Source organism: Streptomyces sp. NPDC059785 (assembly GCF_042732375.1).
GTDB lineage: Bacteria > Actinomycetota > Actinomycetes > Streptomycetales > Streptomycetaceae > Streptomyces.
Genome location: NZ_JBHWHV010000016.1, coordinates 1 through 11,406, shown reverse-complemented (window position 1 = coordinate 11,406; position 11,406 = coordinate 1). Strand labels below are relative to the sequence as shown.

Below are 11,406 nucleotides of genomic sequence, written 5' to 3'. Positions count from 1 at the left end.
GCTCGGCCCGTACGGCGGGGTCGGCCCGTACTGCACGCTCCGTCGGGGTGGCGGGTTCGGCCGGTGCGGCAGTCTGCGTCGGTACGGCGGGGTCGGCCGGTGCCGCGGGCTCCGTCGGTACCGCGTCCTGCGGTGTCGCGGCCTCCGTGAGAGGGGTTGCGATCCCCGCGAGCGGGGTGGCGGTCTCCGTCGGTCGGCGGAGTTCGAAGTCGCCTTCGGTGTCAGCACCGGGCCCGCCGCCCGACTCCGCGCGCGCGGACGTCGGCTGAGGACGGCTCAGCTCGTAATCGCCGTCGTCGCCCTCACGGGAACTGTCAGGGGCCGCAGCCGACGCCGGAGCTGCGGTCGAAGCCGGGGCCGGGATCGGAGCCGGAGCCGACGCCGAGGTCGAAGCCGAAGCCGCGGTCGCAGCAGAAGCCGGAATCGGAGCCGAGGCCGAAGCCGGAGCCGCGGCCGAAGCCGACGCCGGAGCCGAGGTCGAAGCCGGGGCCGCGGCCGAAGCCGACGCTGCGGTCGAAGCCGGAGCCGGAATCGGAGCCGGAGCCGACGCCGAGGTCGAAGCCGAAGCCGCGGTTGCAGCAGAAGCCGGAATCGGAGCCGAGGTCGAAGCCGGGGCCCGAGCCGAAGTCGGCGCCTGAGCCGACTGCGGCCCCGGAGCCGGTACGGATGCCTCGCTGGCCTCGGCAACCGTGGCCGCCGAGGCAGGGCGCTCCAACTCGAAGTCACCGTCATGCCCGTGCCCGCCAAGCTCACGGTCACCGCGCCCAGCACCGTCACCGGGCCCAGCGCCTTCGCCGCGCCCCCCGCGGTCTTCGCGGTCCCCGCCCCCCGCCGTCGCCGTCGGCGAGGGCGAGGGCGAGGGCGAGGGTGACGCAGCACTCGATCCGGGCGGGACGCCCTCCGCAGGAGTCGGCTCCGCCGAGTGTTCCGTGGCCGTCTCGGTCCCCGGGTCGTGCGCCCGGGACCGGCCCCACCACTTTGCCCTCGTGGGCTTCCCCTCGTTCATGCTCTCCCCACACCTGGCCCGCGGCACGACGGCGCCCGCGGTCACCGCAGATTGTCGACTCCGCGCCCGGAACCCTCCCTGGGACGCGGCCCACCCTGGATTCAACCAGGTTCGAAGGCGGACGCGCAGAACGCCGCGGCGGGGGCGGCGCCGACCGGACCTATCCGGGCGGGAGGGAGGAGGACGGGGAGGGAGCGGGGGACGTGGTGCGCGGCGGTGCGGACAGCAGACCCGGGGTGACAACCTCGGGCGCCGTCGACCAGGACATCAGTCCGGCCGGCTGGACCGTGGTCACCGGACGTATGAGCGGGGACAACGCGGCCGCTCCGGCCACGATGGGAGTGGTCAGCGGATGCATCAGCCCCTCCTCCCCCGGCGGCGCCGCCGGAGCGGGGACTCCGGGCAGCAGGGGCGCTGACACGGAGGTCGGCGCCACGGGGCTGTCGCCCGGCGACCGCTGGCCCTGGGCCAGCAGCGGCCCGACGGACCTGCGGCGCTGCGTCTCTGGGGTCGCCGCACCGGTGCCCTGCGTACGCGTCGGCGTCACATTGCTTCCGGCGCCCGCGCCACCCCGTGCCTCGGTGGTGTCGCCCGGCATGCCGGTGGTCACACCGCCCAGCGCGACGGCCGCCAGGGAGACCGCGCCCGCGGCGGCGAAGGCGAACCGCAGCCCGCGCGAGGCGGACCGGTCGGCCTCGTGACGGCTGACGTCGTGGATGCGGAAACCGCGTCCCGGGGAGGGCGGCAGCACATCCGCGTGCGGCCCGGCGGCCGGTGCGTAGCGGAAGGGCTCACCCGTCACGCCGAAGATCCCGGAGAACCCGGAGGCCGTCCGGTCCGGTCCGGGGGGCCTTCCGCCGAAGCCGCCCCCGCCCAGCGGCGAGCCACCGCCTTCGGAATCGCCTCCCCCGGGGAGCTCCTGGAGACGGGCCAGGAAACTCGCCGAAGGAGGGGGCGGCGCCACCTCCGCGAACACGTTCTTCAGCCGGCGCTGGGCGTCCGCCTCGGCCTTGCACTTCGCACAGGTGGCGAGGTGGGCCAGGACGCGTTCGCGCGACTCATGACCGAGCTCTCCGTCGACCAGGGCGGAGAGTCGGTCCCCAAGATGCTGCTCTGCCGGGGTAGGACGTGATCCACTCACGCGGTCGCGCCCCCTCCTCCCAGCGCGGGAACTCCGGTGACCGCCGCGAAACCGCGGCGCCCCGCACGGGCCTCGGGGGACCGGTGTGCGAGGGCCTTGCGGAGCTGGGACCGGCCGCGGTGGATCCGGCTGCGGACCGTGCCGAGCTTGACCCCGAGGGTGGCGGCGATCTCCTCGTACGACAGGCCCTCGATGTCGCAGAGGACGACGGCGGCGCGGAATTCGGGCGCGAGGGTGTCCAGCGCCTGCTGGACGTCCGCGTCGAAGTGCGCGTCGTTGAAGACCTGCTGCGGGGAGGGCTCGCGGCTGGGCAGGCGCTCGGCCGCGTCGTCGCCGAGGGCGTCGAAGCGGATGCGCTGCTTGCGGCGCACCATGTCCAGGAAGAGGTTGGTGGTGATGCGGTGCAGCCAGCCCTCGAAAGTGCCGGGCGTGTACGTCGACAGCGAACGGAAGACGCGCACGAAGACTTCCTGGGTGAGGTCCTCGGCGTCGTGCTGATTGCCGGTCAGGCGGTAGGCGAGCCGGTACACCCGGCCGCTGTGCGTGCTGACGATCTCCTCCCAGGTGGGCGGAGTCCACGCCTGGGAGACCGCGTCGGTGGCGAAAGTCGCGGTCTGCGCGGAGTCGGCGGTGCGGAAACGGTCAGCGGTGTCAGTCACGGATTTCGGCTCACCTGCCGACCTGAGGAAGCGCCGGAGCACCCCTCCACGATCCACAGGAACAGCCGCACCTCCCCTGTCGGCTCTGGTGGTGTCCAGCGGAGCCCCTACCATAGCCACCTCGCCCGTTAGCTCCGGATAAGCGGTTTTACGAGAATTTGATACGCGCTTCCGCGGCTGCGTCAGCACTTGCTCGGCGTCCTGATCCATCAGCGTCCCCCCAGCTCGTTCCCCCACCCGTCTAAACGCCTGGTCCCATCTGCGGGTTCCCGGCGGCAACGGATACAGTCACGGCCAGGCAACTACGGGGACAGGAGAGGGTCATTACCGGCAACCGGCAGACGAGCTGGGCGTTCGCCGACGCCTTTGTCGCCGAGGACGAGGCGCTGCGCTGGGCCCGGGACCGGGCCCGGGAGGCAGGGCTGCGCTCGGTGTCGCCCGGCGCCGGCGCCGCGCTGCGCCTGCTCGCCGCCACCGTGGACGCGAAGGCGGTGGCGGAGATCGGGACCGGGACCGGGGTCTCCGGCATCCACCTGCTGCACGGCATGCGGCCCGACGGGGTGCTGACCACCGTGGACCCCGAGCCGGAGCGCCAGCAGTTCGCCCGTCAGGCGTTCCGCGCCGCCGGCTTCGCCAGCAACCGGGCCCGGTTCATCCCGGGCCGCGCCCTGGACGTCCTGCCCCGCCTCGCCGACAGCGGCTATGACCTCGTCTTCTGCGACGGCGACCGCCTGGAGTGCCTGGACTATCTCGCTGAATCGTTGCGCCTGCTGCGCCCCGGCGGACTCGTGGTGTTCGAGGGCGTCTTCGCGGACGGCCGCACGGTGGACTCGGGTCCCCAGCCCGCCGAGGTCGGGCGGCTGCGGGAGCTGCTGCGCGCGGTGCGCGAGAGCCAGGAGCTGGTGCCCTCGCTGCTGCCGGTGGGCGACGGCCTGCTGTGCGCGGTCAAGCGCTGACGCGTTCCCCACGCGCCCGCAGGGCTCCCCGCGGCGCCCGCAGCACCTCCCGCGGCACCCGAAGCGTTCCCCAAGGCGCCCGAGGTGTTCCCCGAGGCGCCCGAGACTTCCGCCGCGCCCGCCCGAGGAGGCGTGCCGGGCAGCCCCCGTACCCCGGGCACGACAGCGCCCCGGCACCGCGTACGATGCCGGGGCGACTGAAGAAAGAGTGGGTCGCGTTCCGCGTCAGCCGACGACCTTCTTGAGGGCGTCGCCGAGCGCGTCGGCCTCGTCAGGGGTCAGCTCGACGACGAGCCGACCGCCGCCTTCGAGCGGAACGCGCATGACGATGCCCCGCCCCTCCTTGGTCACCTCGAGCGGGCCATCGCCCGTCCGCGGCTTCATGGCCGCCATGCTCGTTCCCCTTCCTGAAACCGCTCATCGTCGCCGACGGCCCTGGGAGGGCACGCACGTCCCCTCATAGGACGCACGTCACCGGCATCGAACACATTGCTTCCAGGCCATTATCCCGCATCTCAGGACCCGATGACCAACATCAGTCGGCATCGCTTGCGCAACGCGCGCGAGCAAAACCACCCAATTCGGCGTTGTGGCTGCGATACTGCGCCGCCGCATGGACTTCCGCAGCGCGGAATTCTTTGACGCAGGTCACATGTCCGCGCCACCCCACCGCCGGTTCTCTCCGCCATGCTGTCCTCGGAAGAGACGTACCGGCGGGTACGCCGCCAGCCGCGACACCGGAGGAGACCCACCATGGCCGACACCGTGCTCTACGAGGTGAGCGACGGACTCGCGACGATCACGCTGAACCGCCCGCAGGCGATGAACGCGCTGAACAACGAGACCAAGGCGGCCCTGCGGGACGCGGCGCAGGCGGCCGCGGCGGACGACGCGGTGCGGGCCGTCCTGCTGACCGCGGCGGGCGACCGCGCGTTCTGCGTGGGCCAGGACCTCAAGGAGCACGTCGGCGGGCTGCTCGAGGCGCGCGAGTCGGGCTCCGACGAGGGCGTGATGAGCACGGTGCGGGAGCACTACAACCCCATCGTGCGGGCGCTGGCGGGCGCCGCGAAGCCGGTGGTGGCGGCGGTGAACGGCGTCGCGGCCGGGGCCGGCTTCGGCTTCGCGCTCGCCGCCGACTACCGCATCGTCGCGGACACCGCCTCCTTCAACACCTCGTTCGCCGGGGTCGCGCTGACCGCCGACTCGGGCATCTCCTGGACGCTGCCGCGGGTCGTCGGCCCGGGCCGCGCCGCCGACCTGCTGCTCTTCCCGCGCAGCATCGGCGCCCAGGAGGCGTACGACCTGGGGGTAGCCAACCGGATCGTGCCGGCCGCGGAGCTGGCGGCCGAGGCGGTGAAGGTGGCGCGCGGCCTCGCCGAGGGCCCGACCCTGGCGTACGCCGCGCTCAAGGAGTCCCTCGGCTACGCCCTCTCCCACTCCCTGGAGGAGGCGCTGGAGAAGGAGGACGAACTCCAGACCCGGGCGGGCGCCTCGCAGGACCACACCATCGCGGTGCAGGCGTTCATCAACAAGGAGAAGCCGAAGTACCTGGGGAGCTAGACGGCTCCCCCCTGGGCCCGTCCCGAGTCCGTACGGGGTCAGGACCGTCCTGGGCCCGTCCCAGGTTCAGCCGCGGCGGGCCGTGCAGTCCGCGAGGTGGTCGTCCACCAGTCCGCACGCCTGCATCAGCGCGTACGCCGTGGTCGGGCCGACGAAACGGATGCCGCGCTTCTTCAGGGCCTTGGACAGGGCGGTCGACTCGTCGGTGACGGCGGGCACGTCGGTCAGTGTCCGCGGGGCGGTGCGGGACTCCGGGTCCGGGGCGAAGGACCAGATCAGCCCGTCCAGTTCGCCCGGCGCCCAGTCGGCGAGCACGCGCGCGTTGGCGAGCGTGGCGGCGATCTTCGCGCGGTTGCGGATGATGCCCGGGTCGGCGAGGAGGCGCTCCGCGTCGGCGTCCGTGAACGCCGCCACCTTGGCGATCTCGAAGCCGGCGAAGGCCTCGCGGAAGCCGGTCCTGCGTCTCAGGATGGTGATCCAGGACAGGCCCGACTGGAACGCCTCCAGGCACAGCCGCTCGTACAGCGCGTCGTCCCCGTGGACCGGGCGACCCCACTCCTCGTCGTGGTACGCCGTGTAGTCCTCGGCGGACAGGGCCCAGGGGCAGCGCAGCAGCCCGTCGGGGCCGGCGAGGGCGGCGCTCACTGGTGGTCCTCCTCGGCCCGCTCGCGCAGCGCGGGCGCGGACGCGCGGGCGCCCGCGAGGGCGGCCTCAAGGTCCGCGATCCGGGCGTCCCGCTCGGCGATCTCGGCGCCGAGGCGGCCGAGGGCGTCGTCGACGTCCGCCATCCGGTACCCGCGCACGGCCACGGGGAAGCGCAGCGTGTCCACGTCGCCGCGGTTGACCGGCCGGTCGTACGGGAGGGGGTCCTCCAGGCGCTCCACCGCGGCCTCGGGCAGCGGGCCGCCGCTCTCGCCGCCGCTCACCACGGCCAGTGTCACCGCGGCGACCACGACGGCGAGCGCGGCGACCAGGAACAAGAACATGAACATCGCTGAGGTCCCCACGCGTCGGTGCCGGCACGGACCGCGCCGGCGTGGAAGGTGTCGAAAGTGTCAGGCACCGATCGTGCCATGCGAGTCTGACAGTTAGGGTCGCAGGCGGCTAAGCAGCGGCGGGTACTAGGAGAGGTCACAGGGGATGCTCAGGCTGGGCAGGCGTGAATTCGGCACCCACGAGCCGGTGATCATGGCGATCGTGAACCGGACCCCGGACTCCTTCTACGACCAGGGTGCGACCTTCCGCGACGAACCGGCGCTCGCCCGGGTCGAGCAGGCGGTCGCCGAGGGCGCCGACATCGTCGACATCGGCGGGGTCAAGGCGGGACCGGGCGAGGAGGTCACCCCCGAGGAGGAGGCGCGGCGCACGGTCGGCTTCGTCGCCGAGGTGCGGCGGCGCTTCCCCGACGTGATCATCAGCGTCGACACCTGGCGGCACGAGGTCGGCGAGGCGGTCTGCGAGGCGGGCGCCGACCTGCTCAACGACACGTGGGCCGGGACCGACCCGCTGCTCGCCGAGGTCGCCGCCCGGCACGGGGCGGGCCTGGTGTGCACGCACGCCGGCGGCGCCGAGCCGCGCACCCGCCCGCACCGGATCGCGTACGACGACGTGGTGGCCGACATCCTGCGGGTGACCCTCGGGCTGGCCGAGCGGGCGGTGTCCCTGGGGGTGCCGCGGGAGTCGGTGATCATCGATCCCGCGCACGACTTCGGCAAGAACACCCGCCACAGCCTGGAGACGACGCGGCGCCTCGGCGAGCTGGTGGACACCGGGTGGCCCGTCCTCGTCTCGCTCTCCAACAAGGACTTCGTCGGCGAGACGCTGGACAAGCCGGTCAAGGAGCGCCTGGTGGGCACGCTGGCCACGACCGCCGTCTCGGCGTGGCTCGGGGCGCGGGTCTACCGCGTGCACGAGGTCGCGGAGACCCGGCAGGTCCTGGACATGGTGGCGTCGATCGCGGGTCACCGGCCGCCGGCGGTGGCCCGGCGGGGGCTCGCGTAGACCTTCCGCACCCCCGCCGTCCTTCCGTGAGCCGCTGCCGTACGCCGCTGCCTCCGGGCTACCGCCCCGCTTCCTTGGAGACCAGCGCCACTGCCTCGTCCACGTCGTCCGTGACGTGGAACAGGAAGAGGTCCTTCTCGGCGGCCTTGCCCTGGGCGACCACGGTGTCCCTGAGCCAGTCGACGAGCCCGGTCCAGTACTCGGTGCCGAAGAGGACGATCGGGAAACGCGTGACCTTCTGGGTCTGCACGAGCGTGAGCGCCTCGAAGAGCTCGTCCAGGGTGCCGAGGCCGCCGGGCAGCACCACGAAGCCCTGGGCGTACTTGACGAACATCATCTTCCGGACGAAGAAGTAGCGGAAGTTCAGCCCGATGTCGACGTACGGGTTGAGCCCCTGTTCGAAGGGGAGCTCGATGCCGAGGCCGACGGAGATGCCCTTGGCCTCGCAGGCGCCCTTGTTGGCGGCCTCCATGGCGCCGGGGCCGCCGCCGGTGATCACTGCGAAGCCGGCGTCGACGAGACCGTGGCCGAGCCGCACGCCCGCCGCGTACTCCGGGGAGTCGGCCGGGGTGCGGGCCGAGCCGAAGACGCTGATCGCGGGCGGGAGTTCGGCCAGTGTGCCGAAGCCCTCGATGAACTCCGACTGGATCCGCAGCACGCGCCAGGGGTCGGTGTGCACCCAGTCGGAGGGTCCGCCCGCGTCCAGCAGCCGCTGGTCCGTCGTGCTCGCCTGGACCTGTCCCCGCCTGCGCAGCACGGGGCCCTCCTGCTGTTCCTCGGGCGGCTGCTTCTTGCCCTCCGGGTCACCGGTAGCCATGTCCGCTCCCTCCGCTTGCTTCCGTTCCACCCCAGCGTAGATCCACGGGGGTTACGGCGGGGGGACGTAGGCATGTCCTCCGTGAACCGCGGCAGCGGCGGCCGGAGGGCAAGGGCCGGGCAGCTCAGGGGCGCGGCGGATCAGGAGGTCAGCCAGGCGCGCAGGCGCTCCTCGGCCTCGGGGATCAGGGACGCCCGCACCCGCTCGTCCGCCTTGTGGGCCAGGAGCTGGGCGCCGGGGCCGTAGTTGACCGCGGGGACGCCGAGCGAGCTGAAGCGGGCGACGTCGGTCCAGCCGAACTTGGGGCGGGCCTCGCCGCCGACGGCCGCCATGAAGGCCGCCGCCGCGGGGTGGGTCAGACCCGGCCGGGCACCCCCGGTGTGGTCGTCCACGACGAACTCGTCCACGCCGCAGTCCGCGAAGTACTCGCGCACGAACGCCTCGGCCTCCTCCTCGCTGCGGTCGGGCGCGTAGCGGAAGTTGACGACGACGGTGCAGGCGTCGGGGATGACGTTGGTGGCCACGCCGCCCTCGACGCGTACGGCGTTGAGGCCCTCGTGGAACTGAAGGCCGTCCACGACCGGGGTGCGCGGCTGGTAGGCGGCGAGCCTGGTCAGGACGGGGGCGGCGGCGTGGATGGCGTTGGAGCCCATCCACGCGCGCGCGGAGTGCGCCCGCTCCCCCTTGAACCTGAGGAACATCCTCAGTGTGCCCTGGCAGCCGCCCTCGACCTGGCCGTCGGTCGGCTCCAGGAGGATCGCGAAGTCGCCGCGCAGCCAGTCGGGGTGGGCCTCGGCCACATGCCCGAGGCCGTTGAGGTGTGCGGCGACCTCTTCGTTGTCGTAGAAGACGAAGGTCAGGTCGCGGTTGGGGGCGGGGACCGTGGCGGCGATGCGCAGTTGCACCGCCACGCCGGACTTCATGTCGCAGGTGCCGCAGCCCCACAGGACGCCGTCCTCGTCGAGCCGGGAGGGGACGTTGCCCGCGATCGGCACCGTGTCGATGTGGCCCGCGAGGATGACGCGTTCGGCGCGGCCCAGGTTCGTGCGGGCCACCACGTTGTTGCCGTGGCGGTCGACCGTCAGGTGCGGCAGGGCGCGCAGCGCCGCCTCGATCGCGTCCGCGAGCGGCTTCTCGCTGCCGCTCTCGGAGGGGAAGTCGACGAGCCGCGCGGTGAGCTCGGCGGCGTCCAGCGTGAGGTCAAGCGGGGTGTCGGCCATGGCGTCGACCCTAACCCGCGCGGGGAGCGGAGCAGGTCGGCGGCCCGACGGTGCGACAGTCACATCTTCTCCCGCACTTGTCCACAGCTCACATACGAACGACAGCGCCCTCCAGTACCTTGTTCGCGTGCCAGAACCGTCCCCCACTCCGTTCCGGCGCGGCCGCCTCCTGCGTTTCGGAGCGGCTGTCGCCGTGCTCCTCGCCCTCGCGGGCTACCTCACCGCGCAGTATCTGACCGGGGGCCGCGCGCCCCGCTGCAAGGTCGTCTCCGGCCACGGGGACGACGTGTCCTACCAGTTCACCCCGGAGCAGGCGGTGAACGCGGCCACCATCTCGGCGGTCGGCTCCACCCGCGGCATGCCCGAGCGCGCCGTGACCATCGCCCTGGCCACCGCCCTCCAGGAGTCCGGCCTGCGCAACATCCCGCACGGCGACCGGGATTCACTGGGCCTGTTCCAGCAGCGCCCCTCGCAGGGCTGGGGCAGCGAGAAGCAGATCCTGGACCCGACGTACGCGGCGGCGAAGTTCTACGACCACCTGGAGAAGGTCCAGGGCTATGCGCAGCTGCCGCTCACGGTCGCGGCGCAGCGCGTCCAGCGCAGCGGCTATCCACAGGCGTACGCGAAGCACGAGCCGGACGCCACCCTGCTGGCCGCGGCCCTCACCGGCCATGCGGCGGCCACGCTGACCTGCGAGGGGCTGCCCGGTACGACGACACCCACCGGCGGACCCGACGCCGTACGGGCCGCGCTCGCCCGGGACTTCGGGCGCGAGGTGTTCCAGGTGGCCGGTGCCGAGGTGAGCGCCGGCTCGCAGCACGCCTCCCGGTCGCCGTCGCCCTCACCGTCGCCCTCGACCACCGGCGTCGCCGGCGCGCGGACGGTGACCGTGCCGGTGCCGGACGGGACGGGCAGTGAGAGCAGTCGGCGGCAGCACGGCTGGGAGCTGGCGCACTGGGCCGTGGCCAACTCGTCCACGCTGCACATCACGCGCGTGTCCTACGCGGGCCGCTCATGGTCGGCCGGGCGCTGGGTCAGCGCGTGGCACACGGACGCGGGTTCGAGCGCTCAGCAGTCCACCGGGTCAACCGCGGTGGTCCGGATAGTCACCGGTCAGTAGTACGGAGACTCACCCGTTGGGGTTACTCCGCTCGTGTCGCGTCCAGGGTTCTCGGCCGTTGTGGCACGGCCGGGCCCGCATCGGCCGGATCCCTTGGGAACACAGGGCGGCGGGGATTCGGCAGACTGTCGGACCGGGTCCGTTTTACCCGGCTTCATCCGCAGCCGATTATGCGACGCATTGCCAACTCTTTACGTTGGCCCACCGCAACCTTCGCGGACTTCGAGCGGTAGTCACTGCGTCCGAGCCCGGAACGATCAACAGCCGGTCGATCGACGGCCAGTCATCGGCAGCCGGTCGGCCACTTGACCGGGTGCGGTCGGACACCTTTCCGTTCTCTCCGTCAAAGGAGCACCATGTCCCTCCCCCTGACCCGTCGGATCGCCCGCGCCGCGCTGCTCATCGCGGCAGGAGCGGCGCCCGTGGTCGGTGCGGCCGGCTCCGCCAGCGCGGCCCCCGAGCTCCCGGCCACCCCGAACCTCAGCGGGCTGACCGCTGTGGACGGCGCCCAGGTCGGCGAAACCGTCGACGGTGCGGCCACGAACGCCACCGGGCTGGCGGGCGAAGCCGGCAGCAAGGCGGTCAAGAAGGCGGTGCCCGCCGCGGGCAAGACCGGCGGCAAGGTCGCCAAGACCGCGACGCCGGCCGCCCAGAAGGCCGCCGGGGACGCGGCCGGCGAGGCGGGCGGCCTGCTCGGCGACGCCGCGGACGCGACGGGCAACGGGCTGCCGACGGACTCCCTCACCAAGGGCGGCGCCCCCACCGACTCGCTGCCCGTGCAGAGCCTGCCGCTCGGCTGACATCCGGCCCGTACGGCGACGGGGGTCCGGGGGGCCCCACGGACCCCCCCCCCCCCCCCCCACGCCGGGGGGGGGCGCTAGACGCCCCCCCCCCCCCCCCCCCCCCCCCGCGCCACCCGCCACCCC

The 11,406-nt window shown here is 73.1% G+C and carries 12 protein-coding genes; 5 read left to right on the top strand and 7 right to left on the bottom strand.

Annotation, left to right across the window (positions count from 1 at the left end; all coding sequences use genetic code 11):
* Positions 1-1,166 precede the first annotated feature (1,166 nt).
* Positions 1,167-2,147: an anti-sigma factor family protein gene (locus ACFV6E_RS14860; protein ID WP_385175590.1), complete on the bottom strand. Its 981-nt coding sequence runs from the start codon at positions 2,145-2,147 to the stop codon at positions 1,167-1,169.
* Positions 2,144-2,848, bottom strand: a complete 705-nt coding sequence (gene sigE, locus ACFV6E_RS14855) for an RNA polymerase sigma factor SigE (protein ID WP_385175587.1) — start codon at positions 2,846-2,848, stop codon at positions 2,144-2,146. Before sigE ends, ACFV6E_RS14860 begins: the two co-directional genes overlap by 4 nt.
* 215 nt (positions 2,849-3,063) lie before the next feature.
* Here sigE and ACFV6E_RS14850 point away from each other — a divergent pair, with 215 nt between their 5' ends.
* Positions 3,064-3,762, top strand: coding sequence for an O-methyltransferase (locus ACFV6E_RS14850; RefSeq protein ID WP_385175596.1), 699 nt, complete (start codon positions 3,064-3,066; stop codon positions 3,760-3,762).
* 225 nt (positions 3,763-3,987) lie between these two features.
* Here ACFV6E_RS14850 and ACFV6E_RS14845 read toward each other — a convergent pair whose 3' ends face one another.
* The gene (locus ACFV6E_RS14845) at positions 3,988-4,155 is read right to left on the bottom strand and encodes a DUF3117 domain-containing protein (protein WP_003966491.1); all 168 of its coding nucleotides are present in this window, start codon (positions 4,153-4,155) and stop codon (positions 3,988-3,990) included.
* 360 nt (positions 4,156-4,515) lie between these two features.
* Here ACFV6E_RS14845 and ACFV6E_RS14840 point away from each other — a divergent pair, with 360 nt between their 5' ends.
* Positions 4,516-5,322, top strand: coding sequence for an enoyl-CoA hydratase/isomerase family protein (locus ACFV6E_RS14840; protein WP_385461851.1), 807 nt, complete (start codon positions 4,516-4,518; stop codon positions 5,320-5,322).
* Positions 5,323-5,388: 66 nt separating this feature from the next.
* Here ACFV6E_RS14840 and ACFV6E_RS14835 read toward each other — a convergent pair whose 3' ends face one another.
* Positions 5,389-5,967, bottom strand: coding sequence for a DNA-3-methyladenine glycosylase I (locus tag ACFV6E_RS14835; protein ID WP_385461848.1), 579 nt, complete (start codon positions 5,965-5,967; stop codon positions 5,389-5,391).
* Complete coding sequence (locus ACFV6E_RS14830; RefSeq protein ID WP_385175579.1) at positions 5,964-6,314, bottom strand: DivIVA domain-containing protein; 351 nt, start codon at positions 6,312-6,314, stop codon at positions 5,964-5,966. The genes ACFV6E_RS14835 and ACFV6E_RS14830 overlap by 4 nt, the downstream gene beginning before the upstream one ends.
* A 148-nt stretch (positions 6,315-6,462) precedes the next feature.
* On the opposite strand from ACFV6E_RS14830, the gene folP reads away from it, so the two are divergent.
* Positions 6,463-7,323 carry a dihydropteroate synthase gene (gene folP / locus ACFV6E_RS14825; RefSeq protein WP_385461845.1) on the top strand — a complete coding sequence of 287 codons (861 nt, stop codon included), beginning with the start codon at positions 6,463-6,465 and terminating at the stop codon, positions 7,321-7,323.
* 58 nt (positions 7,324-7,381) lie between these two features.
* Here folP and ACFV6E_RS14820 read toward each other — a convergent pair whose 3' ends face one another.
* Together ACFV6E_RS14820 and dapE are read right to left on the bottom strand one after the other, a co-directional pair.
* The gene (locus ACFV6E_RS14820; RefSeq protein ID WP_385175573.1) at positions 7,382-8,140 is read right to left on the bottom strand and encodes a TIGR00730 family Rossman fold protein; all 759 of its coding nucleotides are present in this window, start codon (positions 8,138-8,140) and stop codon (positions 7,382-7,384) included.
* A gap of 140 nt (positions 8,141-8,280) precedes the next feature.
* Positions 8,281-9,360 (bottom strand): succinyl-diaminopimelate desuccinylase, encoded by a 1,080-nt coding sequence (gene dapE / locus ACFV6E_RS14815; protein WP_385461842.1) that lies wholly within the window; start codon positions 9,358-9,360, stop codon positions 8,281-8,283.
* Positions 9,361-9,487: 127 nt separating this feature from the next.
* Here dapE and ACFV6E_RS14810 point away from each other — a divergent pair, with 127 nt between their 5' ends.
* A complete protein-coding gene (locus ACFV6E_RS14810; protein WP_385175567.1) occupies positions 9,488-10,480 on the top strand; it encodes a heavy metal transporter in 993 nt (330 codons plus the stop codon).
* Between the two features lie 356 nt (positions 10,481-10,836).
* Complete coding sequence (locus ACFV6E_RS14805; RefSeq protein WP_385175564.1) at positions 10,837-11,280, top strand: ATP-binding protein; 444 nt, start codon at positions 10,837-10,839, stop codon at positions 11,278-11,280.
* The last annotated feature ends 126 nt before the right edge of the window (positions 11,281-11,406 follow it).

Excerpts from the sequence above, each read along its gene's own strand:
- ACFV6E_RS14845 (WP_003966491.1), bottom strand. The coding sequence starts at position 4,155 with ATGGCGGCCATGAAGCCGCGGACGGGCGATGGCCCGCTCGAGGTGACC.
- ACFV6E_RS14840 (WP_385461851.1), top strand. The coding sequence starts at position 4,516 with ATGGCCGACACCGTGCTCTACGAGGTGAGCGACGGACTCGCGACGATC.
- ACFV6E_RS14830 (WP_385175579.1), bottom strand. The coding sequence starts at position 6,314 with ATGTTCATGTTCTTGTTCCTGGTCGCCGCGCTCGCCGTCGTGGTCGCC.
- folP (WP_385461845.1), top strand. The coding sequence starts at position 6,463 with ATGCTCAGGCTGGGCAGGCGTGAATTCGGCACCCACGAGCCGGTGATC.
- ACFV6E_RS14820 (WP_385175573.1), bottom strand. The coding sequence starts at position 8,140 with ATGGCTACCGGTGACCCGGAGGGCAAGAAGCAGCCGCCCGAGGAACAG.
- dapE (WP_385461842.1), bottom strand. The coding sequence starts at position 9,360 with ATGGCCGACACCCCGCTTGACCTCACGCTGGACGCCGCCGAGCTCACC.
- ACFV6E_RS14805 (WP_385175564.1), top strand. The coding sequence starts at position 10,837 with ATGTCCCTCCCCCTGACCCGTCGGATCGCCCGCGCCGCGCTGCTCATC.